Below are 23288 nucleotides of genomic sequence, written 5' to 3' on the forward strand. Positions count from 1 at the left end.
AGCCTGGCTAGAAACAGCACCATTGCGAAAGCCTAAAACACATACCACGTTGGGTCACACGCCCTTCGCCATAGCTATAATTGAATCTGATGTATGAATGATACCCACCAACGCTTTATCGACAAAGAACTAAGTTGGCTTTCCTTTAATGAACGCGTATTGCAAGAAGCAGGAAACCCGAAAGTTCCGGAAATCCAGAGACTTCGCTACCTAGGGATATTCTCCAATAACCTCGACGAATTTTTCCGCGTACGTGTCGCCGACGTTAGTCGACTAGCCGAATTTTCTAGTGCCAGTCAGGATAAGGAGCGCTACAAAGAACTTTTGTACCGTATACAAGACAGCACGCGGCGATTACAAAACCAATTTGATCAAACGTACTCAGAAGTACTCGCCGCGTTACGCAAACGCAAAATTTACCTCGTCAGCGAGCAACAGCTCGATAACGATCAGAGAACTACCGCTTCTGAAATATTTACGCAAAGTGTTCTCCCAGAGCTGGACCCCATACTGCTAGAGTCAAACAAACCGTTTCCAGAAATTACCGATGGCATGATATATCTGGCCATTAAGCTGACGCACAGCGATAACAACTACAGCTACGGCATTGTCGAAATACCCACGGACCGGCTGCCCCGTTTTATTCAAATTCCAAAACGGAAAGGTGGGCAAGGTAAGGTGTTTATCGTGCTTGAAAATATCATGCGATGCGAATTAGCAAGGATATTCCGTGGAGTCATCGACTTTGTGGATGCGGAAGCCTATACCTTTAAGATTACCCGCGATGCAGAGTTAGAGCTAGGGGATGGTATTAATCAAAGCCTACTGGATCGATTATCTCAATCGCTTCGTCGACGCCGACACGCAGACCCGGAACGTCTAGTCTATGACGCCAAAATGCCGAAAGACTTACTAGACCTATTAATCAAACGTTTGGAGCTCAATAAATACGATAGTATTATGCCCGGTAGCCGGTACCACAATGCCAAAGACTTTATGGACTTTCCGGCTGTCGGTCCCAATTACTTGGAGCTCAAACAACTACCAACTCTACCGGTTCCGGAGCTTGACGGCTACACCGGCAATATTTTCAATAAAATTAAAGAAACCGATATTCTCTTGTACTTCCCCTATCAGCCGTTTAGTGTGGTGGTTGATCTGCTAAAAACAGCAGCAATTGACCCAGCCGTCAAAACCATTCAGATTTGCCTATATCGTGTTGCAAAGAATTCTAAAATCGTTGACGCACTACTCAGCGCGCGACGCAATAACAAAGAAGTCACTGCGGTTGTCGAATTACAAGCCCGATTTGATGAAGCGGCCAATATCGATTGGTCTCAAGAATTAACCGCAGGTGGCGTTAACGTTATTTTTGGTGTTCCTGGCCTGAAAGTTCACAGTAAATTGATTCTCATAGGCCGCCAAGAAGGTCCTGTCTTAAAATATTATAGTCATGTCGGCACCGGCAATTTGAATGAAAAAACTGCAGGAATATACACGGATTTTAGCCTATTAACGTATAACCAAGATATTGGCCAAGATCTTAGTAAAGTCTTTGACTTTATTAACTACACCTATCGCCGCCATCATATGCAAGAACTCCTGGTGTCACCTCATACCAACCGAGCGGGTATCACCGAGCTTATTCAGACTGAAACAGAAAACGCAAATCAGGGCCTGCCAGCTACCATCACATTAAAGTGTAACAACCTAGTTGACCAAGATATTATCGAGGCGCTTTACACAGCGTCGCAAGCAGGTGTTCGAATCCGTATTATCTGCCGAGGTATGATGTCGCTAATACCTGGTGTTCCAGGTATGTCTGACAAGATCGAAGCCATTAGTATTATTGATCGCTATCTCGAACATCCCCGCGTCTTTGTATTTCACAATGCGGGCCAGCCTAAATACTTTATATCGTCATCGGATTTAATGACTCGAAATCTAGACCATCGTGTAGAGGTTACCACCCCTATTCTCGACCCCAGGCTGCAAAAAATACTCAATGACATAATTGATATTCAATGGTGTGATAATGTAAAAGCAAGAATACTGGATGAGGACCAAGCAAATACGTTCAGACGCTATAAAATCAATGGCAAGATTCGCAGCCAAGAAATCATCCACCAATATTTACAGGAAGGTAAGCTGCCTGATAATGTCAAAAGCGTTCGTAAACGTTGGGACAAAGAAATCAATAAAGAGGCGAAAGCCCGCAAAGCAGCGATAAAAAAAACGAAGAAGAAAAAGTAACTTACAAACCCATATCAGAAAGGGAGGGATAATCGTCGGGACGCACGCTTCCCTCCCATACCAACTTCCGGTCGCTCTCACTAATGGCAAGATCGTTAATACTTGCGATGCGCAACCGCATTAGACCTTGCTCGCTAAATTCCCAATTCTCATTCCCATAAGAACGGTACCAATTATCCTCTTCATCATGCCACTCATAGGCAAACCGTACAGCGATTCGGTTTTCACGAAACGCCCAAAGCTCTTTACACAGTTTGTAGTCTAGCTCTTTCTCCCACTTCCGGGTTAGAAACGCTTGTATCTCGGAACGACCTTGTAAAAACTCATGTCTGTTTCGCCACACGCTGTCTGCTGTGTAGGCAAGACTTACCATTTCTGGGTTCTTGCCATTCCAACCATCCTCGGCTTTTCTTACTTTCAATTTGGCGGACTCTTCATCAAAAGGCGGGAATGGTGGTCTAGACTCGGACATAAGTATCCTCAGGAAACAGAAATAGAAAAGACCCTGCAGTACGGCGACCCCGTGCCGCAGGTCAGTTTGTTATCTTGCGCACTACCAAGATTTATAGGGTAAGAATTTACCGTTAAGTGTGAGTACAACTCGATCACCCTTAGGGTTTTCTTCTTTCTCTACGTCCATTGAAAAATCGATCGCACTCATGATTCCGTCACCAAACTTTTCTTGAATGACTTCTTTCAAAGTATCGCCGTAGACTCCAACGACTTCATAAAGGCGATAAATGAGTGGATCAGTTGGCACTGCTTGATCCCAAATCTTCGTTGGGAATGCTTCAAGCGCCGCAGACACATCACCACCTAGTCCCAAGTACTCGGCTATAGCGGCTGCTTTTTCAGGTGGGGCGCTATTCATCCCCAAACACGCTGAAGCGAGCCAAACAGGAGACATATCTAAGTCACCTCCCATCTTCTCCCACGTCAGGCCTTTTTCTGCTTTTGCACTCACCAGTGCGTCGGTCATGGCTTGTTTATCCATAATGTCCTCCAAGGATCAAGTAAAATTAGTGTGTACCCGTTTTAATCATCGGCTCAGTTTCAATATCACTCGTCGATGATGTAGACGATTCAGCTAAAGGATCCACAATTAAGGGGGTATGCCCTTTTTCAGTTTTACCGGCTAGTTCACCCGAGCGATTGACAAGAAAATCCACCAAGTGATTTCGTATCTTGTAATAGCCTGGCTGCTCAACGATCTTCGCTCGTTCTCGCGGTCGAGGTAAATTAATTAACACCGATTCAGCCACGTTAGCTTCAGGGCCATTGGTCATGAGCAACACACGGTCTGCTAACAGTATGGCTTCATCGATGTCATGAGTGATCATAAATACCGTTTGTTTTGTGGTGCTCCATATTTTTATCAACTCGTCCTGAATCGTCCCGCGTGTTAATGCATCCAAGGCACCAAATGGCTCATCGAGTAACAACAGTTTGGGCTGCGTTGCAAACGCCCGTGCAATACTGACACGCTGCCTCATACCACCAGATAATTGCGATGGCTTACGATGACAAGAACTTTCTAAACCCACCATGCTCAAGTATTCACGGCTGTGTTTTTCTACCTTGGCTTTATCCCACTGTTTAAATCGAGCACGAACACCAAAATTCACATTTTGTAAGGCGCTAAGCCATGGCATAAGGCTATAGTTTTGAAACACGACACCGCGTTCGAGGCTCGGACCAGAAACCTCTTTACCATCCATGATCACCACACCCTCAGTGGGCTGATCTAAACCTGCTAACACATTAAGAATGGTCGACTTGCCGCAACCGGAGTGACCGATAATACAAACGAACTCGCCTTCTTTGATGCCAATATTGACGTGATTGAATACCGTTAAATCATCTTCCGCCCCTGGCGAGGGATAGGTCTTTCCCAAATTCTCTATAGACACTAATGGTTTGCTCATTGCTGTTACTCCTCGTATTGCACTAAGCGCGATACACCCGATAGTGCGGCGTCAAGTAGCATCCCAACCACGCCAATCATCAGAATAGAGAAAATCACACTGTTCAAATCTAAATTATTCCACTCGTTCCAAACGTAATAGCCAATACCGGTACCGCCAACCAACATTTCAGCTGCGACAATAACTAACCAGGCAATCCCGATTGAGATACGCATACCCGTTAGAATGGTCGGCGCTGCGGCAGGTAATATCACAGTTAGGGCCGTGCGCATTGCACTTAACTCATGAGTTTGCGCAACTCGAATCCAGTCAGTTCTCACATTCGCGACGCCAAACGCCGTGTTGATGAGCATTGGCCAAATAGAGCAGATAAAAATAACGAAGATCGCCGATTGCTCAGAATCTTTAATAATAAATAGCGCGAGCGGCATCCAAGCCAAAGGAGAAATAGGCCTCAATACCTGAATATAAGGGTTGAGTGCCTTGTACATTAACGGCGACATACCAATGACAAAGCCAAGCGGAATTGCAATTAAAGCCGCGGCTAAATACCCCGTTAATACGCGATACAACGAATAGGCGAGCTGTATGCCAATACCTTTGTCATTTGGCCCCTTATCGTAAAAGGGATCACTGAGTTCGTTGTAGGCATGGCCAATTACCTTAGATGGAGGCGGAACTCGCGCTTCTTCGTCTGCACCTCCCATCAACATTTCAAACTCTGTGAGTTCTTCGCTCGCCTCTGGCGGCTGATTGAGCACTTCCCAAATACCCAAAGCAACCACGAGAAGAATGAGCGACACAATGGTCGCTCGTATATTTAACGTCATCGTTATGATCTCTTAATCGCAAAACTATTAATGTATTCTTCCGGCTTGGTGTAGTCGAACTCCTTACCCATAATGGTATAGTTCTCGTAGGTTTTGCTTGGTGGTGTGTAGCCGAGATCTTTCATCACTGAGGCTGTTTCAGAAGCCACATAAACTTGTTCTGCAATAGCGTTGTAGTCAATGTCGCCTTTCACATATCCCCAACGTTTCATCTGCGTTAAAATCCATACCGCCATTGAGTGCCATGGGAATGGATCAAAGTCGATGCGATCAGGCACATCGTGAATTTTCTTCTCCAAACCATCTACATAACGGCCGGTCAACACCTGGCGGATAACAACCTCAGGCTGGTTGAGATAATTCTTAGGTGCAATCGCTTTAGAGATTTCCTCACGGTTTTCAGGCTTAGCGGAAAAGTGAGTCGCATCTACGATGGATTTGAAGAGTGCGGCATAGGTGTTAGGCATTTCTGTTGCAAACTTCTGGCTACAAGCGAATGCACAACAGGGGTGCCCTTCCCAAATATCTTTGGTGAGGGTATGGAGAAATCCTACTTTTTCGTAAACGGCGCGCTGGTTAAAGGGGTCTGGTGACAAATAACCATCCAGGTTACCCGCGCGAAGATTTGCCACCATTTCAGGTGGTGGTACAACACGAATTTGAATATCTTTATCGGGGTCAATGCCGTGCTCCGCCACGTAGTACCGCAGCAAGAAATTATGCATGGAATAATCGAATGGCACACCAAATTTAAATCCTTTCCAATCTTTAGGATCACGTTTATTAATGTGCTTGTTATGTAAAACAATGGCTTGACCGTTAATATTCTCTACCGCCGGCATGATGTAAGGTTCAGCTGATGAACCCGCACCCATTGTCATCGCCAGTGGCATTGGCGTGAGCATGTGCGATGCGTCGTATTCGCCATTCAGTGACTTGTCCCGCGCCACCGCCCAGCCTGCGGTTTTAATAACCTCTACATCAAGACCATATTTACTGTAGAAACCCATGGGATGCGCCATAATAATCGGCGTCGCACAGGTGATAGGAACGAAACCCACTTTTAATTTAGTTTTCTCAAGCTTACCCGTAGTTTCTTTGACAGCCGCTTTGATTTTATCCATTGGTAACATCGTGCCTAGCACCGACGCTAGGGTGCTACCGCCGACCATTTTTAAAAACTGACGTCGCTGCACATCATTGTGGTTAAAGACCCCACGGACAATGGCATTCTCAACAACTCGGTCAAGCATGTCTTCAGAACTACCAAATTGGCTATCCGCTTTGGCGTCGGCAGCAATGGGTTCCATTTTTTCTGCTTGCTTTTCTAACAATACCGTCCGCTCTTTATCCGACATACTCATCCCCTGCGTAGAACAGGTATCACAAGTACATGTTGAAGAATGTGTGAGACTGGTATTTTCGTCGTATGGATTGCCTAAGCTCTTAATGGTCATGTTCGATTCCTCTGATAATCGTGGTTCGAATGGATGTGTAGGCTTTGCTCGGTTATTACTGACTGTGATTTCCTAGTAAAGCTGATCTCGTTAAAACGCTGCTTTTCACAATGACTGATAGTGACGTGTGAACATTCAACGCCAAGCCCTGAACTCAGTTATGAGCTCGACAATGCGTTATCGCTGTGCCCCACTTGCGAGCAAAAACACACAATTCGCAAGACAACGCCCCCCAAGGGTTCACGCGAGTCGCGCTCAAATGACAGTGCGACAAGCAAATTAAAGTTTGGGTTGCCTTAACCGTCCCTTTTTCGCTCGCTCACACTCACTAAAGCAACCTGAGTGCCAATATTACATATTTCGCGAAACCCACTAGTTGCAGGGCCTAGCGGGCAACGCTATCAGATGCACAAACTACGATTTTCCGTAGTTAACGATATTTCGTAGAACGCACTACGAAATATCGTAGAGTTGGCGCGCAATTTGATTATTCTTTTCTACATTTGAACGAGTAATGCTCTGAGACGAAGGGTAAACAATGCAGCTAGACGATAGAGACGAGTTAATCAGTGAAGCATTCTGGCACTCCCCCATCCCGCTTTTACTAATTCACCCTGTTAACAACAGAATACTGGCGAGTAACTTCGAGTGTTGTAAGTTTCTAGGGGACGACGTTGCGTCGTTACGCAGTCGATCCGTTACCGAGTTAATTCCTGAATCAGTTCCAGAGCTGATTGCCTTTACTCAAGAAGCGTTTGAAACAGGCAGTGCCTGGTCGGACCACTTTTACATTACGCGGCGCACAGACCATCAAAAAATACGCGTCGAAATTTCAGCAAAGCAACTTAACGTCAGCGGTCAGTCATTACTGGAGCTGTCATTACAAGACGCGGAAGAACTCCTCAAAGCGAGGAATCGCGCTGAAGCCCATCGGCATTACCGTTCCGGCATAAGCCATTGGAACCGAATAGAGAAAGTATTTCAGGAGTTTGAAAGAGAAAACCGCCTTATCCTGGACGCGGCTGGTGAAGGAATTTACGGGGTTGACGCCGAAGGACGTACGACATTTTTGAATCCCGCTGCCGAAAAGCTCCTTGGGTGGAGAGCAGAAGAACTTATTGGCAAAAATATTCACGATGCAATTCACTCTAAGCACAGTGACGGTCGCCACTACCATGCAGAAGACTGCTACATTTACCGCGCTTTTCGCGAGGGAGTTGTGAACAGTGTCGATAACGAAGTGTTTTGGACCAAATCAGGAAAACCTATCGAGGTGGAATACACAAGCACACCCATAAAGGATAGCGGCCACGTTGTCGGGGCTGTGGTTATTTTTCGTGACGTGACGGACAAACGATATGCACAGCAACAGTTGATTGCGGCACTCCAGGAAGTGGAAACTCTCAAACAACGGCTTGAGATGGAAAACGCTTACCTACAAGAGGAACTCAGCTCAGAGTTCAACCACCATCAGATTGTTGGTAATAGCATTGCGATTAAAAGTATTCTTCAAAAAATAGAACTCGTCGCGCCAACCCAAGCCACGGTATTAATCAATGGTGAATCTGGCACCGGTAAAGAGCTTATTGCTCGGGCTATTCACGACTTAAGCGAGCGCAGCAAGCGATCTCTCATTCGTGTCAACTGCGCGGCTATTCCTGCCGATCTATTTGAAAGCGAATTTTTTGGGCATAGTAAAGGGGCGTTTACCGGTGCAACAGCTGATAGACCTGGTCGCTTTGAACTCGCTGACGGCGGCACACTCTTTCTCGATGAAGTTGGCGAAATCCCCTTGTCACTCCAAGGAAAACTGTTGCGTGTATTACAGGAGCAGCAATTTGAACGTGTTGGAGAAGCAACCACACGGGATGTTAACGTACGCATCATTGCGGCAACCAATCGTGATCTTAAAGCGTTGGTCGATGCTGGGGAATTTCGTGAAGACTTATACTTCAGGCTGAACGTTTTCCCTGTAGAATCAATTCCACTGCGCGGCAGGCTAGATGATATCCCACTGCTTGCACAACACTTTCTTGAACGTGCTGCGCGACGCGCTAACAAGTCAAACCTTAAGATACCACTTAGCCAAGTTGAAAAATTAAAGCACTATAATTGGCCAGGCAACATACGCGAACTAGAAAATGTCATCGAACGGCAAGTGATATTGGCCACCAGCGATACTATTCGCTTTGATGAGTTTTTTTCGCAACACGCCAAACAACTCAACACCCAACCCGCACTCACCCCCTCGCCTGTTAGCGAATTGATGACAGCCGCTGAATTAAAAGCACAAGAACGTAACAGCTTAATAGCCGCGCTCAACAAAACACGCGGCAAAGTGTTTGGAAAAGATGGCGCAGCTGAGTTATTGGGCTTAGCGCTAACAACGCTTGCCTCAAAGATAAAGCGCTTAGGAATCGACGCGTCGCTATTCAAAAACAAAGAGCCGGAACCCGTCGTCTAATGGGCCCGGCGCTTGATTGATGATCTCTCGTCGCTAACTGAGCAAACGCTATCTCAAATCTTCATACGGTAATCCGACATATTGTTGCGCTATCACCCGACGCCCTGCTTCATAGTCGAGGTAATAATTAAGTTCTGACTCCATAAAACGTTTTTGCACCTGCGATTCAACACCGTTAATGTCATCAACACCATCAAAATTATGCAGCATATTGGTCATCCACCAAGAGAAACGCTCACCGTGCCATACTCGACGTAAACAGATCTCTGAATATTGCGCTGTACAGGATTTATCGCCCTCTTTGTAGACTCGCTGCATAACTTTATAAAGTGTCGCCACATCAGAGGCTGCTAAATTTAACCCTTTCGCACCGGTTGGCGGTACAATGTGCGCAGCATCACCCACCAAAAACAAATTCCCGTATTGCATAGGCTCGCACACAAAGGAACGCAATGGTGCGATGCTTTTCTCGATGCTCGGCCCAGTTACCAGCTTCGCCGCTACATCTTCTGGTAAACGCTTTTTGAATTCGTCCCAAAACGCGTCATCTGACCAATCTTCTACCTTATCGGTCAAGGGAACCTGAATGTAGTAACGCGATCGTGTTCGGGAACGAAGGCTAGCCAACGCAAAGCCACGATCATGCTTACAATAAATGAGTTCTTCGCTGACGGGCGGTGTGTCAGACAATAAACCTAGCCAGCCGAATGGATAAACGCGCTCAAACTCAGTGCGCTTATCTTCCGGAATGGTTTGGCGAGAGACACCATGGAATCCATCACACCCCGCTATGTAGTCACAGTCGAGACGAGCGGTTTCACCATCTTTAGTGAATGTCACATAAGGCGAATCACTTTTTACATCATGCAACGCAACATTTTCCGCCTCATAGATGGTGGTTAATCCAGCCGCTGCCCGAGCTTCCATCAAGTCCTTAGTGATTTCCGTTTGGCCATAAACAACAACCGAGTCTCCGTTGGTCAAAGCGGTAAAATCAATTCGCTCGCGACGGTTATTGAAACTAAGCTCGACACCTTCATGAATCTCGCCTTCGCGATCCATTCGCTCGGCGACGCCCGCTTCGCGGACTAGGTCCACGAAACCTTGTTCAAGCACTCCCGCACGAATACGACCTAATACATAATCCCCAGTCACGCGCTCCAGAATAACGTTATCAATACCTTGTTTCGCCAGTAGCTGGCCCAACAGTAAACCAGAAGGCCCTGCTCCAATAATCGCAACTTGCGTCTTCACTTTAGTCTCCTCAGATCTTCATTATTTACCGACAGTATGGGGAAAATAAGAGGATTAGATTAGAGGAATATGAGACAATAAATTGTACTTTTTGAACATCTATCACCAGCGTATATAAGTTAAACCTTCGCTGCTATAAGTTTTTTAGAATAATAGGTTGTACTTTCAATACCGTACTTTCATTTTAGCCCAATGGCGTGCCCCTCCATTGGGACTGAATCAACAAGGTTGGCCAAATACGATGAACCTCGCGATACCGCATTTTGGACTCTACGGCGAAAGCGCCTGGCAAGACGACCCGGCACTAATCCATAGCGAGAATATCGCCAGTCGCAGTAGCCCGCTTGGCTGGGTCATCGAAGCCCACCGTCACAACCAGATGTATCAATGTCTACTGGTCGAATCCGGCGATGTTACGCTTCGTCTTGACGAACGCAGTTATACAACGCAAGGCCCCTGCATTGTTTGGATACCTCCGGGCGTGGTTCACAGCTTTCAATTCAGCAAGGATACGAAAGGTGCCGTAGTGTCAGTGTCGCAGTACTTGTTGAGCAATGCATTCGAGGGCCGCAGTAACCTAACCATCAGCGACACACTGCAGACTGCGTTTGTGCAGCACTTCAACAAAGACCTATCTCATTGGGTACCTATTCGTGAAACACAAAAACAACTGCAAAAAGAGCTAGACAGCAGCCAATACGGAAAGTCATTGGTATGCGAATCTTTAATGCTGGTGCTAGTGATCTACATTTGCCGCTGCCAAACCAACGAACCCACCCAGGAAACTGGCTCGAACAATCGTCTCTTCATCGCATTTCAACGCTTGGTCGATGAACACTACAAAAATCACCTGACCGCTGACAAGTACGCCGCAAAACTCAATATTACGCCGTCAAAACTCAACCGTATGGTGAAACACATTACTGGCCTCAGTGCGAAACAGTTTGTTCAGCAACGCCTTGTCATCGAAATAAAACGTCGACTGCTCTATACCCGTCAATCGGCCGATGCCATTGCCTATGAATCTGGGTTTAAAGACCCGGGGTATTTTTCGCGATTTTTTAAACGGGCGACCGGTCAAACACCGGGAAAGTTTCGGCAGGACCACAGGCTCTAACCATACTGACACACTCGGTAAAAGCACGCTCGGTAAAAGCACGCTCGGTGAAAGCACGCTCGGTTAAAGGCCGTGGTCAGACACGTTGTGCGGCAAACATTGCGTACGAGGTTTGATTTATTTTAATTTAATCGCACGCATAATATCCCGCCAGCTAACAATACCTAACGGGTGATTGTTTTCGTCCACAATCGGAATACAAGAAATCGGGTGTTTATTGAAAAGCGCGATTGCATCATAAAACGACGCTGTAGGGCCAAGTGTTATGAGTTGACGGCTCATAACTTGGCGAACGCGTTTATTGAGGGTTGCGGTATCCCGCGCATTCGCCACCGCTGTACCCGCAGTGGGACTGATTGAACCGAGTAAATCACGATCCGAAATGACACCAACCAGAACACCCTCATCAACAACCAACAAGTGATGGAATTGAGTCTTTTCGAAGATGTCCTTCACCTCGCTCATCGGATTATCCATTGCGATGGAGACAGGATTCTTTGTCATGATCAGTGAAATTTGCATATCGCCAATTACTTTACGATTGATGTATTAAGCATAGCCAAAACATCAAACCTAGCTAACCAGCGTATTTGCTCCGCACCGAATTTACCTTTAGGGGCAGACACCATTGAGTAAGCGCAAAATCGCGAAGCCCCAGTCACCGAAAAGTGCCCAACGAATAGCCCATCAAAGCCATTAATTGACTAAACTCTAATCAATAGTTTCAAAACGGGCTTCAATCGAGCCGCGTTAATCTAACCTAGCAGCCAACTGGAATGCCGTGGACAAAAGCGCATTAGACATATCGCCACAGCGGGTAACACTGACCCTACCGGCAGAACACGATCCGATAACCACCAACGAGGTGTTAGCTCTGCTTGAACAGCAAAAAGTCACCTTTGGCATCGATCATCAGTCCATAGAAGACGCAGTTAATGACCTACAACAGGGTAAAACCCTCGACGCGATTGTAATTGCTGAAGCCAAACAACCTGAACGCGGCACAGGCTCATCCATAAAATTACAAAGCAATGTCGGAGATATTGTGACACCTGGAGAAGTGATCGCCATTATTAACGTGGGGGAACCAGGCACACCCGGGACAACGGTTTTTGGCGAGGCAATAGAACCGCCCTCCTCAGCCGAATTGACCTTGGGCGACAATACTCTGCGAAATGAAGCCAATGTTTTATCGACGCGTTACGGCACGGTGAGTGAACGAATGGGCGTGCCTTACGTCACGCCACTGCTGGCTATTAGCCACGATAAACTCGAAGCGTGCTTAGACATCCACCCGACCTCCACTGTCGGTACGCCAATCACACGTGAAATTATTCTTGATGATATTCGCGCTGCGGGAATAACATTCGGTATAAATGAAGACGCTATTGATATCACCGCAGAACTACAAACCATTCAAAGACAAGTCACCGTCGCCTTGGGCTTGCCAGCGGAGCCCGCCTGTAAAGCGGATTTCTTGTGTCATGTTACACTCAATGGTTCAGACCCACGCGAGCTAGCGAAAAACCCCGAAGCCGTTCAACACCCGGCGGTTCAACCAAAACTGGTAGAGCAAGAAGATCTAATTTGCACAGAAACACCGGCAACCGCACAAACCACCGGGAAAAATATTTTTGGTGAAGACATCAAGCCGCCCCCCTCAAAAACAGAAGCGCCACCACTCAGTATTGGGGAAGGCCTACGAAAAGAGGACGACAGCGGTGACTATTTCGCCGACGTTACCCCAGTCGGGTACCTCACTCTCATAAACAACAAACTCGTAGTTACACCGCCCATTAAAGTCAGCGACGATGGAATGCACGTGTATCTAACCGCATACCCCCAAGAAGCACATCACTTAGCCCTATCCCGAAAACACATAGACAGATGTTTAGAAAAGCTAAATGTAACCTACGGCATTGACCATCAAGCGATAGATGATGCACTCATCGCGCTGCGCGAGAATACTCAGAAAAAAATAGAACGCGTCATCGCAAACGGTCGGCCTGGTGTTGCCGGTGAGGACGAGTATTTAAAATACCTTGTAGATCACCAAGCCAATGTGGGTAAAAAAACTGACGATGACAGAGTCGATTTTCACGAGCGTTCGACCATCAAAAACGTCGAGCCAGAACAACCCATTGCAACCATCATCCCCGCCACCAAAGGTCAATCCCAAATAGATGTATTTGGCAACCCGACGCCCGCTACAGAAGGAAAACACATTGGCTACATAGCAGGCGATGGGGTGCGCCTCGAGGGTGACACTTTCTACGCAACAGAATCAGGCGCGTTACTCATTCAAGGAAATATAGTAAGTGTTAGTGATATTTTTGAATGGGATGGCGACGTCGGATATAAGTCCGGCAACCTTCATCATGAAACCGGTGCTATTCACATCAAAGGCAATATTGAAAGTGGCTTCAAGGTTGATGCGAAAGGTCACGTTATAATTTCACAAAATATTGACAATGCCTCGGTTACAGCCGGTGCCGATGTTGTCGTTAACGGGGGTATCATTGAGCGCGATCACAGCGACGAACGTACCATGGCTGCAGGAAATATCACCGCGAAATTCGCGCAAAATGCCAAACTATATGCCTATCACGACATCATAGTCACTGATTCTGCGGTTAACAGTACGCTACACGCCAAAGGCTCCATCACCATCACACAAGGAAAAGGTCATCTCGTCGGCGGCGTAGCTAGAGCGGGTAAAACCATTACGGTAAAACACTTGGGCTCGCCCGCGGGAGCAAAAACCACCGTGGTCATTGAAATTGACCCCAAACTCAGTAAATCACTTCATCACCAAATTGCTGAATATTTAGAGCAACTTCAAGACCCATCTCTAAACGGAGAAGACGTGTCCGAGCTCAACGAACGCATACAAAGAATCACCATTCAATTACGCAATCTCACCAACAACGTTATAAAGCAAGGCGCTGTGATTATCGAAGGTACAGTCCATCCAGGTGTTAGTGTAAAAATTTTAGACCAAACATATACTTTTAAAGAAGAACAGCGCCGATGCAAAGTACGCCTGGTCGGCGCTCGTGTTTTTGATGTAAGCCCAATTGAATAGCGGCACTCTGACTTTAGATATAATCTCGATATTTTTAGTCCACCTCTCGCGCTAACCAATCATCCCAAGTACCAAGTGCTAAACGCGATAGCTGATTCTCATCATATAAACCAATGTCTTTCCATATCTTCGCGATTGGATCTTGCGCTAAGGTATCAACCCACAAGGTGTCATAATCGGTCGTCGCCCACCATATAACAATGGAAGCGTTTAAATTATTTGCATCCGCTAATAACATCGACAGATAGTTGTTCTGATAGCTTTCGTTACTTTCGGCGGAATAGTTAAAATCAGTAATCTCCAAGCTCTCCCCGATCCAGCCTGTTTCGGAAATAGCGATGGGTTTACCGGCAGAAAATTCATTCGCTTGCGTGAGCCAATTTGCGGGCAAGTTTTCAGGGTTCCCGCGATCGCCATGACTAAAAAACACATACGGATAGACACTCAGCCCCACCACATCGGAAAACTCAAGCACAGCGGCGATGTTATCTTCTATGAGTTGCATTTCACTACTCCCGGGTGTTTTCAATGCAACGGAGACCATTATATTGAGATCAGGATAAGTCGCTTTTAAACGCCCATAAACGGTTTCAGCAAAAATTAAATACTCTGTATAACTAGAAAAATCATTCAGAATAAGCTCGCTAATCTCAGTACCGTACTCAAAATAACGCGGTTGAAATCGATCGATCATATTCGATGCATAATTAATATAGGCGTCGATTACCTCTGGAGAACTCCAACTACGCGTCGCCCATTCACCTTGTAACGGCATATTATCGAATTCACCCCGGTCAAGCGCTAAGCCAGAACGCTCCGAGTTAAGCGAATCAATCGCCAAAAACACTGCCGTGCTGGCGCTAGTCCTCGCGATACGGTTTTGAACCTCAGCTTCAAGGTTTGGGTGATACGGGGTCTGATCCAGCGCCTCCTGCCACGGTACACCGCCAAGCAAGTGGTGTTTAACCATGTCTCCATGGGCGGCTAAACGGGTATAGGTTAGATCTTGTGCTGCAACAGATGCCTCGTATAACCAAGGCGTAAACCCCATAGAAAACGAACGTGTTGCCGGAGGATTGACTACTGGTGGAGAGGATTGACTGCCTGACGAGCCGCCTCCGCATCCTATCAAACACAGGAGCGATAAAAGACAGAGTACGGCTCTAAAGTTTAATAATTTCATTTGAGAAAACTCTTTATACCTCGCGTGACTTCCCTGCTATACCATCAATAGATGAAAACGCAGTAGCTAATAAGGCGACTTCACCAAGTGGAAGTGAAAGTCCCCGTTGTAAAGTGCGCTCTAGAACATTAGCAGCAAGCTCTTTCTCCTTGCGCGAATCTAGATGGTTGAGGTGTAGCATTAGCGAGTGAGATCTCGCAGGGACTTTAATGGTGCGTTATAGCCCAGCATTGTAGGTTGAAATCACATCGTCTAATGTTGGTCTGACGACAATTGATCCATTTGTATCAACTACCGGTAGATTATATCTTCTAGTCGATAGGTCAGCAGCTTCCATTCTCGAGTGCAGCTTATCGGCCGTTGCTTCGTCATCAACAATAAAATACTCATATTTAATCCCGGCATCTCGGAGCTCAGCAAGCATTTTCTGAGTAACACTGCATGAATCTCTGCCATAGACCGCGACGTATGGTTCATCATACAAAGGATCTTTGCCTCCGTCTCCATACTTCAACCAAAGCTGATAGGAACCGATGGCTATTGCCAGAATTATTAGAAGGTACTTCATATTTTCTCAAGTCTTGGAGAGCTACATAAAAAATAACACCTCAATCAGCGGCAACCTGTGCCGGATGTAGTACAAGCGTAGCGACCACAATTTTGTCGGAGCGGATGTTTGCCCGTCTGTATTGATTTGTTATGCGCTAAACTTGTCAAGATAGGTAATAGAACCTTGTTTATTTTACGCCCCTGCATTTATTCACCAAATGAAACAAACTTAGCAATGCTTCTTGTAGATCGATTTTTATGTACATACTGACCAAATTCGTCTTCTACTAATACACTACGTGTTTCCCACCAACCCTTCGAACTAAATTTTTCACATTTTTCACATATCTCGGTAAATGTTGTTAAAACACTTTTGAATTCCGACTCTTCAATAAACCCATCATTATTTTTATCCCGAAAATATTCTATTTCTTCAACATAGTATATATCGCCTATATAGTTAATCACGTTTGGATTGACTTCAATTTGCAAAGTACCTTTTGCATTTCCGCCGGTTGTGTATTCTGCCTGACGGTAACCGGATATATTATTAACATTAGTATCAACTAGATAGTAACGATTAGGTTTTAGGGGTATAAGGAACTGGCCAGAATCATCTACATGTATTCTAGTGACACCTGCATACCCAAAGTACTTATGTGGAATGTCGTCAATAGTCTTAAAAGCCTTAATGGCAAAAGTAGCATCATCAAAGGGAATATTTTTATCTTCAATTAGTTTTCCGTCGTAATACGTAATTAACCTATAATGGAATTTACCTGCTATGGCAGTGTCTCCGCTTTTAATTTTATCAATTGCGACGGTGTGTTCAAAAGATGCGCATCCAGTCATAGATAGTAATAATATTAAAGATATATATGTTGATACGATAGTAAAAGACTTTGAAATTCGTTCGCTTACCTGCATTATGTTTCATCCCACCTCATTAGTTATACATTAATATCGAATCATACTATTAAAAGAATGAGCTTATACAATTTTTATTTACAGCCTTGGCCCTTATATCATTGACCGCCTCACGACGGAAATCTTCGGTGTATGCGGGGTTTCTTTTACGTGCCATAAAGCACCTCCATATAGGTTTATATAACTATACAAAGGTGTCTACAAGTTGTGGGGCACTCGGGCCTCTAATCGGGATAGGGAGGCACCTCACGATGCCTCTCCTCCCACACCACCGGGCATACGGGTCACGTACCACGGCGGTTCAAATCATCAATTTCACCTTGCTGCCAATTCAGGCAGCCCCAAGCTCCTAAAGTATCTATTTGGAAGGGCGGAGTAAAGCGCTGGGCTTTTACTTAGACGCCAAGGGCCGTGGGCCGATTTGGCTGTATTCCAAGCCAAGAACCTATCGACACCTAAATGCCTTAAGCGCCGATAGCCCGATCTACCCCACTGTTTCCAAAGATAACATCGCAATTTACGTCGAATCCATTTGTCTGCATCTTTCAGAGGGCTCAGAACTTCGCTGATGTCGAAGTACGCTTTCCAACCAAGCAGGCTTTTCTTTAACTCTTCTAGGATGTAGTTGAACGAACGGCCTCGTGTTCGACGGGTAACGGTACGCACGGTGGCTTTAAGTTTTGAAAGTGATTTATCACTGACTTTTATTCGCTTATCTTTGCGGGCCAATGTAAATCCCAGGAAGCCTCGTTTGTGTACCGCCGCCACTGCACTTTTCTCGTGATTCACTTTGAGCTTGAGTGTCTTTTCGATAAAGCGCGTTAGACTGGCCATGACTCGCTCACCGGCCCGATAACTGCCCACCAGTATTTGGCAGTCGTCAGCATAGCGTGCGAATCGTAGCTGCCGCTTGTCTAATTCCCAATCCAGTTCGTTCAGCACGATATTCGCGAGCAGTGGGGATAGCGGCCCACCTTGTGGCACACCTTTTGTCGATGTTATTCGCTGGTCGTTAAGTTGCACCGGCGCTTTAAGGTAGCGGTTAATTAGCCGCAATACATCGCATTCTGGGTGTGTGCGTTTAAGTGTCGCCATTAAACGATCATGATTCACTTCATCAAAGAAGCTCGCCAGATCTAAATCAACGACAATGCGATAGCCGTCTCGCGCGAAGTGCTGCACATGACGGATCGCTTGGTGCGCTGATTTGTTAGGGCGAAACCCAAAGCTGCTAGGGTGGAAAACTGTTTCCCAGTGCTCACTGAGTACTTGCGCGATGGCTTGCTGTATAAATCGGTCGACCACCGTGGGTATGCCGAGTTTACGCATCTTGCCGTTGGCTTTGGGAATTTCTACGCGTTTAACAGGTTGCGGTTTGTAGCGTCCCGCAATCAGTTGCTCGCGTAGTTGCAGCCAGTGTTGTTTTAGGTATTTCGGTAAACCTTCCACCGTCATGCCGTCAACACCGGGGGCGCCTTTATTGCGTCGGACTTGTTTTAACGCGCGTTGTAGGTTGGTCCTTTCTACAATACGCTGCATTAACAAGGAGATTTGATTGGGTTCAGCCATATCGATTTTCCAGCTCACCGTTCATTCAGTGGTTTCCCAAAGGCGATTTTTTTTTTCGCTAAACAAATGCTGTCGGTGACGTCTTCCTCAATGTAGTTGAACCTGATTGGTGCGTGCCTTCCACGGACGAGTCTCGTGTACTATGCACTTTGCTGACTTCTGTTACGCGATCACGGTTAATTGCTTAGCCGTCAGTTGTTCCTTCAACACGCAACAGATCTCCCAGGGTAAGACATTTAACTTTCATCGCGTAGACGCCTAATTTATAAAACGTAAGCCGTTTGCAGATGGAAGGCTTTGTGGTCACGTGCCCACTCGCCTCGCTTACGTCACACCTCATATTAGGTTCTTGTTCATCGCCCCGCGATTTTGCCTTGGGCTTCCTTCAGCCATTACCTCGCGATAATAACCTTGCCCTTTGGCTAACCTTCGGCTCTGCGAATACCTGGTAAGAGGACTTGCACCTCTCTAGTTAAATGCCATGCCTGGCACACACGCCAAGTGTTGGGGCTGCGGAGCGTAAGCGCAGCAGTCCCAGCCGAAGGCGACAACCACGCCTTGTTAAATATTATGCTTTGCATATTTTGTAAATTTCCATGCAAACACTAAGAATGCACATGCAGAGACTAAACTACCAAAACTCGATATATAGGCGAGCAAAGTAGCTAGCTCCATGTAACTTTCATCAGGAATTTGAACTTCGCTACTAAAATTCGCAAAACTAGCCGGCCCCCACCAAAACTGTAATACCCCTATAAAGGTAGGTATAAAACCAAGTGAGAATATAAGCGCAGAAATCTCTTTGGTGAACCACCAGCAAACAAGTCCACCTACAACAAAAACGGCGGGAACTATAGTCATTGATACAAAGGTTATCGAAATCATATATTTAATCGGGATAGGGAGGCACCTCACGATGCCTCTCCTCCCACACCACCGGGCATACGGGTCACGTACCACGGCGGTTCAAATCATCAATTTCACCTTGCTGCCAATTCAGGCAGCCCCAAGCTCCTAAAGTATCTATTTGGAAGGGCGGAGTAAAGCGCTGGGCTTTTACTTAGACGCCAAGGGCCGTGGGCCGATTTGGCTGTATTCCAAGCCAAGAACCTATCGACACCTAAATGCCTTAAGCGCCGATAGCCCGATCTACCCCACTGTTTCCAAAGATAACATCGCAATTTACGTCGAATCCATTTGTCTGCATCTTTCAGAGGGCTCAGAACTTCGCTGATGTCGAAGTACGCTTTCCAACCAAGCAGGCTTTTCTTTAACTCTTCTAGGATGTAGTTGAACGAACGGCCTCGTGTTCGACGGGTAACGGTACGCACGGTGGCTTTAAGTTTTGAAAGTGATTTATCACTGACTTTTATTCGCTTATCTTTGCGGGCCAATGTAAATCCCAGGAAGCCTCGTTTGTGTACCGCCGCCACTGCACTTTTCTCGTGATTCACTTTGAGCTTGAGTGTCTTTTCGATAAAGCGCGTTAGACTGGCCATGACTCGCTCACCGGCCCGATAACTGCCCACCAGTATTTGGCAGTCGTCAGCATAGCGTGCGAATCGTAGCTGCCGCTTGTCTAATTCCCAATCCAGTTCGTTCAGCACGATATTCGCGAGCAGTGGGGATAGCGGCCCACCTTGTGGCACACCTTTTGTCGATGTTATTCGCTGGTCGTTAAGTTGCACCGGCGCTTTAAGGTAGCGGTTAATTAGCCGCAATACATCGCATTCTGGGTGTGTGCGTTTAAGTGTCGCCATTAAACGATCATGATTCACTTCATCAAAGAAGCTCGCCAGATCTAAATCAACGACAATGCGATAGCCGTCTCGCGCGAAGTGCTGCACATGACGGATCGCTTGGTGCGCTGATTTGTTAGGGCGAAACCCAAAGCTGCTAGGGTGGAAAACTGTTTCCCAGTGCTCACTGAGTACTTGCGCGATGGCTTGCTGTATAAATCGGTCGACCACCGTGGGTATGCCGAGTTTACGCATCTTGCCGTTGGCTTTGGGAATTTCTACGCGTTTAACAGGTTGCGGTTTGTAGCGTCCCGCAATCAGTTGCTCGCGTAGTTGCAGCCAGTGTTGTTTTAGGTATTTCGGTAAACCTTCCACCGTCATGCCGTCAACACCGGGGGCGCCTTTATTGCGTCGGACTTGTTTTAACGCGCGTTGTAGGTTGGTCCTTTCTACAATACGCTGCATTAACAAGGAGATTTGATTGGGTTCAGCCATATCGATTTTCCAGCTCACCGTTCATTCAGTGGTTTCCCAAAGGCGATTTTTTTTTTCGCTAAACAAATGCTGTCGGTGACGTCTTCCTCAATGTAGTTGAACCTGATTGGTGCGTGCCTTCCACGGACGAGTCTCGTGTACTATGCACTTTGCTGACTTCTGTTACGCGATCACGGTTAATTGCTTAGCCGTCAGTTGTTCCTTCAACACGCAACAGATCTCCCAGGGTAAGACATTTAACTTTCATCGCGTAGACGCCTAATTTATAAAACGTAAGCCGTTTGCAGATGGAAGGCTTTGTGGTCACGTGCCCACTCGCCTCGCTTACGTCACACCTCATATTAGGTTCTTGTTCATCGCCCCGCGATTTTGCCTTGGGCTTCCTTCAGCCATTACCTCGCGATAATAACCTTGCCCTTTGGCTAACCTTCGGCTCTGCGAATACCTGGTAAGAGGACTTGCACCTCTCTAGTTAAATGCCATGCCTGGCACACACGCTTTGGTTTGGGGCGCCGCGTTTTTTGCGGCGTCCCAGCCGAAGGCGCTAACACCAACTTGTTATGCATTGTTAACCAAAACTAAATGCATATTTTTAACGCCAGACACTGATGAATCATTGGACCAGGCATCTAGCTCTTGCTTGATATTGCCAGACAACATCCAACCACGGCCAACTTTCTGCGCTTCAGATATAGCAACGAGTACCGACTCAGACCAGTTTGTTGCCTCGCTTACACAGCTGAACGTACATACGAAGCCGCCTTTGTCATAGGGCTCAACTTTTTCTACATTACAATCAAAATCTAATATATCCGTAACTGTGCGCAAAACCTTTTTGGCTTTCTCGGCAGTATTCGCATCGGTAAATATTTTCCAGTACATCTCATTACTCAAAATGCATAACGCCCGCATTTGCGGCTGGTTTGGAGCGCAGCGGAAAACCAGTCCGACAACATGCGCTTGTTAAATTTTGGCCGCACCAGATTAGAAGTACTTAACATTGTCTTTATCTAAACTATCGTCCAACTCTACATCTTTTGCTTTAGGATGAGTTTGGATGTTTCTTCTAATGCTGCCTAGTGACAAATAGCATCCCTCCATAACGTCTTTTTGAAGCGCAACAAGTGAAGGGTCATAAGTATTATCAATAACTTTGTGCGCCGGGCTTTGCCTCTCCTTCCTGACCTTTTTTAAAGGCTTCATAATTTCTTTGGGAATAGAATCATCTGCGTACCTAAATACCGCAGTGAGCCATTCTTCCAGCAGCCTAAGAGTGCCTTTTTGAATACGTTCAAAAGTATCATTATCTATGGGCTTCCTTTCCTCTAAATCAAGCTTTCCCTCGAAGAAGGATTTATTTATGTTCTCTGATACGTACTTGTCTAGTAAATTTATGAAATCGTAATAGTTCTTAGTGGTTGGCGAGAAGAAAAATGTAAAATTCTTCGGCCTGTGATCTCCATCTAACTCTTTACGAAATAGAGGAACACCAAAAATTGATAAAGTCAGTTTGTAAATGGCATTGATCTCATCAATCAAAGCATAGAATACTGACCTAGCGGTGATCCAATTTCCCCGAATGATATTGTCGTAATAGTCAGTTAAAACTTTACACTCCGAAGCAGGGAGTTCCTTAGTGTTCCAATAGACTTGATGCTCTGGGGATAAACGGCCTAAATCACCTAGTATGACCGCTATAATCCTATTCGAATTGGAATCGAATCCTAGCCCAAATGACTTTAAAAATATTTGATCTTCTTCTCGGAGAATAGCCTTACCAGACTCATCGTACTTACACGAAATGCTGCCACTAAAATCATGAAATTCAAAATCAAATCGAGGGTCATTTGAATAGCGTTCCAACACATCAGTTTCAAAAAACCTGAAGCTCAACTGAGGTTCGGCTAACGCCAGAGCAGATGTGTATTTTGCATAGCCAAACTCGCTTAAATCACGGTTTTCTTCTAAATACTCCTTGCTTGGGTACACACATATCGGATATTCGGTGTTTTCTGTAACAAACTCGATATTCCCAAAGAGTTTCTTAGATACACCTATATCTTTAGCTTGTTCAAGAATGGCTAACTGGGAGTCAGCAGCATGATGAGTGAAGCCTATAATATGAGGATTAGTACTAGATTGAATTGAAACAACCCCGTCCTTCACAAGCTCTTTGACTCTGTCAATAGAGTCTTTGTAGTCCAAACCAAGTCGCTCTGAGATATTTCTAAGCGCAATTCCATTGAAGTCCGACGACTCACAGAAAAATGAGAACACTAGGTTTTTTATTTTTTCTAGGTCACTCAATTCGGCTTCCATTGATTCTTCCTGATAAATTTAACGCCTAGCTCACCTGCAAATTTTTGCGGAGAGCGTTTTTTGTGTAAAATGGAGCTACGCGACATACACAAAAACGAGCGTAGCAAAAATTGTCAGGTGGA

The 23288-nt window shown here is 45.9% G+C and carries 19 protein-coding genes; 4 read left to right on the forward strand and 15 right to left on the reverse strand.

The genetic code is table 11. The annotated features are described in order from the left end of the window. Nucleotides 1–93 precede the first annotated feature (93 nt). Nucleotides 94–2253: a polyphosphate kinase 1 gene (gene ppk1 / locus ACZ5NB_RS10200; protein ID WP_464107516.1), complete on the forward strand. Its 2160-nt coding sequence runs from the start codon at nucleotides 94–96 to the stop codon at nucleotides 2251–2253. Between the two features lies 1 nt (nucleotide 2254). Here the strand turns inward: ppk1 and ACZ5NB_RS10205 are convergent, their stop codons facing one another. From ACZ5NB_RS10205 to ACZ5NB_RS10225, 5 genes are all read right to left on the reverse strand, one after another. Beyond that, complete coding sequence (locus ACZ5NB_RS10205; protein WP_464107517.1) at nucleotides 2255–2725, reverse strand: nuclear transport factor 2 family protein; 471 nt, start codon at nucleotides 2723–2725, stop codon at nucleotides 2255–2257. 81 nt (nucleotides 2726–2806) lie between these two features. Continuing rightward, complete coding sequence (cynS, locus tag ACZ5NB_RS10210; protein ID WP_464107518.1) at nucleotides 2807–3247, reverse strand: cyanase; 441 nt, start codon at nucleotides 3245–3247, stop codon at nucleotides 2807–2809. 25 nt (nucleotides 3248–3272) lie between these two features. After that, entirely contained in the window at nucleotides 3273–4178 is a 906-nt protein-coding gene (locus ACZ5NB_RS10215) for an ABC transporter ATP-binding protein (protein ID WP_464107519.1), read from the reverse strand. Nucleotides 4179–4183: 5 nt separating this feature from the next. Beyond that, entirely contained in the window at nucleotides 4184–5008 is an 825-nt protein-coding gene (ntrB, locus tag ACZ5NB_RS10220) for a nitrate ABC transporter permease (RefSeq protein ID WP_460234721.1), read from the reverse strand. A 2-nt stretch (nucleotides 5009–5010) separates the two neighbouring features. After that, the gene (locus ACZ5NB_RS10225) at nucleotides 5011–6465 is read right to left on the reverse strand and encodes a CmpA/NrtA family ABC transporter substrate-binding protein (RefSeq protein ID WP_464107520.1); all 1455 of its coding nucleotides are present in this window, start codon (nucleotides 6463–6465) and stop codon (nucleotides 5011–5013) included. A 538-nt stretch (nucleotides 6466–7003) separates the two neighbouring features. Between ACZ5NB_RS10225 and ACZ5NB_RS10230 the strand changes: the two genes are divergently transcribed. Further along, on the forward strand, nucleotides 7004–8929 hold the full coding sequence (locus ACZ5NB_RS10230) for a sigma 54-interacting transcriptional regulator (RefSeq protein WP_464107521.1): 1926 nt from the start codon (nucleotides 7004–7006) through the stop codon (nucleotides 8927–8929). A gap of 48 nt (nucleotides 8930–8977) precedes the next feature. Here the strand turns inward: ACZ5NB_RS10230 and pobA are convergent, their stop codons facing one another. Further along, nucleotides 8978–10183 carry a 4-hydroxybenzoate 3-monooxygenase gene (gene pobA, locus ACZ5NB_RS10235; RefSeq protein ID WP_464107522.1) on the reverse strand — a complete coding sequence of 402 codons (1206 nt, stop codon included), beginning with the start codon at nucleotides 10181–10183 and terminating at the stop codon, nucleotides 8978–8980. Nucleotides 10184–10424: 241 nt separating this feature from the next. Here pobA and ACZ5NB_RS10240 point away from each other — a divergent pair, with 241 nt between their 5' ends. After that, a complete protein-coding gene (locus tag ACZ5NB_RS10240) occupies nucleotides 10425–11300 on the forward strand; it encodes a helix-turn-helix domain-containing protein (RefSeq protein ID WP_464107523.1) in 876 nt (291 codons plus the stop codon). 117 nt (nucleotides 11301–11417) lie between these two features. Here ACZ5NB_RS10240 and ACZ5NB_RS10245 read toward each other — a convergent pair whose 3' ends face one another. Next, a complete protein-coding gene (locus ACZ5NB_RS10245; RefSeq protein ID WP_464107524.1) occupies nucleotides 11418–11822 on the reverse strand; it encodes a CBS domain-containing protein in 405 nt (134 codons plus the stop codon). A 259-nt stretch (nucleotides 11823–12081) separates the two neighbouring features. Here ACZ5NB_RS10245 and ACZ5NB_RS10250 point away from each other — a divergent pair, with 259 nt between their 5' ends. Continuing rightward, nucleotides 12082–14385 carry a flagellar assembly protein A gene (locus ACZ5NB_RS10250; RefSeq protein WP_464107525.1) on the forward strand — a complete coding sequence of 768 codons (2304 nt, stop codon included), beginning with the start codon at nucleotides 12082–12084 and terminating at the stop codon, nucleotides 14383–14385. A gap of 34 nt (nucleotides 14386–14419) precedes the next feature. Here the strand turns inward: ACZ5NB_RS10250 and ACZ5NB_RS10255 are convergent, their stop codons facing one another. The 8 genes from ACZ5NB_RS10255 to ACZ5NB_RS10290 form a co-directional block, all read right to left on the reverse strand. Continuing rightward, nucleotides 14420–15568, reverse strand: coding sequence for a hypothetical protein (locus tag ACZ5NB_RS10255; protein WP_464107526.1), 1149 nt, complete (start codon nucleotides 15566–15568; stop codon nucleotides 14420–14422). Nucleotides 15569–15785: 217 nt separating this feature from the next. Continuing rightward, complete coding sequence (locus tag ACZ5NB_RS10260; RefSeq protein ID WP_464107527.1) at nucleotides 15786–16136, reverse strand: hypothetical protein; 351 nt, start codon at nucleotides 16134–16136, stop codon at nucleotides 15786–15788. Nucleotides 16137–16324: 188 nt separating this feature from the next. After that, nucleotides 16325–17044, reverse strand: a complete 720-nt coding sequence (locus ACZ5NB_RS10265; protein ID WP_464107528.1) for a hypothetical protein — start codon at nucleotides 17042–17044, stop codon at nucleotides 16325–16327. A 315-nt stretch (nucleotides 17045–17359) separates the two neighbouring features. Then, on the reverse strand, nucleotides 17360–18613 hold the full coding sequence (gene ltrA / locus ACZ5NB_RS10270; protein WP_460234519.1) for a group II intron reverse transcriptase/maturase: 1254 nt from the start codon (nucleotides 18611–18613) through the stop codon (nucleotides 17360–17362). A gap of 561 nt (nucleotides 18614–19174) precedes the next feature. Next, nucleotides 19175–19498, reverse strand: coding sequence for a hypothetical protein (locus ACZ5NB_RS10275; RefSeq protein WP_464107529.1), 324 nt, complete (start codon nucleotides 19496–19498; stop codon nucleotides 19175–19177). 95 nt (nucleotides 19499–19593) lie between these two features. Further along, nucleotides 19594–20847 carry a group II intron reverse transcriptase/maturase gene (gene ltrA, locus ACZ5NB_RS10280; protein ID WP_460234519.1) on the reverse strand — a complete coding sequence of 418 codons (1254 nt, stop codon included), beginning with the start codon at nucleotides 20845–20847 and terminating at the stop codon, nucleotides 19594–19596. A 558-nt stretch (nucleotides 20848–21405) separates the two neighbouring features. Beyond that, nucleotides 21406–21729 (reverse strand): hypothetical protein, encoded by a 324-nt coding sequence (locus ACZ5NB_RS10285; protein ID WP_464107530.1) that lies wholly within the window; start codon nucleotides 21727–21729, stop codon nucleotides 21406–21408. Between the two features lie 102 nt (nucleotides 21730–21831). Next, nucleotides 21832–23166, reverse strand: a complete 1335-nt coding sequence (locus ACZ5NB_RS10290; protein WP_464107531.1) for a hypothetical protein — start codon at nucleotides 23164–23166, stop codon at nucleotides 21832–21834. Nucleotides 23167–23288: the final 122 nt, after the last annotated feature.

The sequence above is a fragment of the Aurantivibrio plasticivorans genome, from assembly GCF_055392955.1.

Excerpts from the sequence above, each read along its gene's own strand:
- ppk1 (WP_464107516.1), top strand. The coding sequence starts at position 94 with ATGAATGATACCCACCAACGCTTTATCGACAAAGAACTAAGTTGGCTT.
- ACZ5NB_RS10205 (WP_464107517.1), bottom strand. The coding sequence starts at position 2,725 with ATGTCCGAGTCTAGACCACCATTCCCGCCTTTTGATGAAGAGTCCGCC.
- cynS (WP_464107518.1), bottom strand. The coding sequence starts at position 3,247 with ATGGATAAACAAGCCATGACCGACGCACTGGTGAGTGCAAAAGCAGAA.
- ACZ5NB_RS10215 (WP_464107519.1), bottom strand. The coding sequence starts at position 4,178 with ATGAGCAAACCATTAGTGTCTATAGAGAATTTGGGAAAGACCTATCCC.
- ntrB (WP_460234721.1), bottom strand. The coding sequence starts at position 5,008 with ATGACGTTAAATATACGAGCGACCATTGTGTCGCTCATTCTTCTCGTG.
- ACZ5NB_RS10225 (WP_464107520.1), bottom strand. The coding sequence starts at position 6,465 with ATGACCATTAAGAGCTTAGGCAATCCATACGACGAAAATACCAGTCTC.
- ACZ5NB_RS10230 (WP_464107521.1), top strand. The coding sequence starts at position 7,004 with ATGCAGCTAGACGATAGAGACGAGTTAATCAGTGAAGCATTCTGGCAC.
- ACZ5NB_RS10240 (WP_464107523.1), top strand. The coding sequence starts at position 10,425 with ATGAACCTCGCGATACCGCATTTTGGACTCTACGGCGAAAGCGCCTGG.
- ACZ5NB_RS10245 (WP_464107524.1), bottom strand. The coding sequence starts at position 11,822 with ATGCAAATTTCACTGATCATGACAAAGAATCCTGTCTCCATCGCAATG.
- ACZ5NB_RS10255 (WP_464107526.1), bottom strand. The coding sequence starts at position 15,568 with ATGAAATTATTAAACTTTAGAGCCGTACTCTGTCTTTTATCGCTCCTG.
- ACZ5NB_RS10260 (WP_464107527.1), bottom strand. The coding sequence starts at position 16,136 with ATGAAGTACCTTCTAATAATTCTGGCAATAGCCATCGGTTCCTATCAG.
- ACZ5NB_RS10265 (WP_464107528.1), bottom strand. The coding sequence starts at position 17,044 with ATGCAGGTAAGCGAACGAATTTCAAAGTCTTTTACTATCGTATCAACA.
- ltrA (WP_460234519.1), bottom strand. The coding sequence starts at position 18,613 with ATGGCTGAACCCAATCAAATCTCCTTGTTAATGCAGCGTATTGTAGAA.
- ACZ5NB_RS10275 (WP_464107529.1), bottom strand. The coding sequence starts at position 19,498 with ATGATTTCGATAACCTTTGTATCAATGACTATAGTTCCCGCCGTTTTT.
- ltrA (WP_460234519.1), bottom strand. The coding sequence starts at position 20,847 with ATGGCTGAACCCAATCAAATCTCCTTGTTAATGCAGCGTATTGTAGAA.
- ACZ5NB_RS10285 (WP_464107530.1), bottom strand. The coding sequence starts at position 21,729 with ATGTACTGGAAAATATTTACCGATGCGAATACTGCCGAGAAAGCCAAA.
- ACZ5NB_RS10290 (WP_464107531.1), bottom strand. The coding sequence starts at position 23,166 with ATGGAAGCCGAATTGAGTGACCTAGAAAAAATAAAAAACCTAGTGTTC.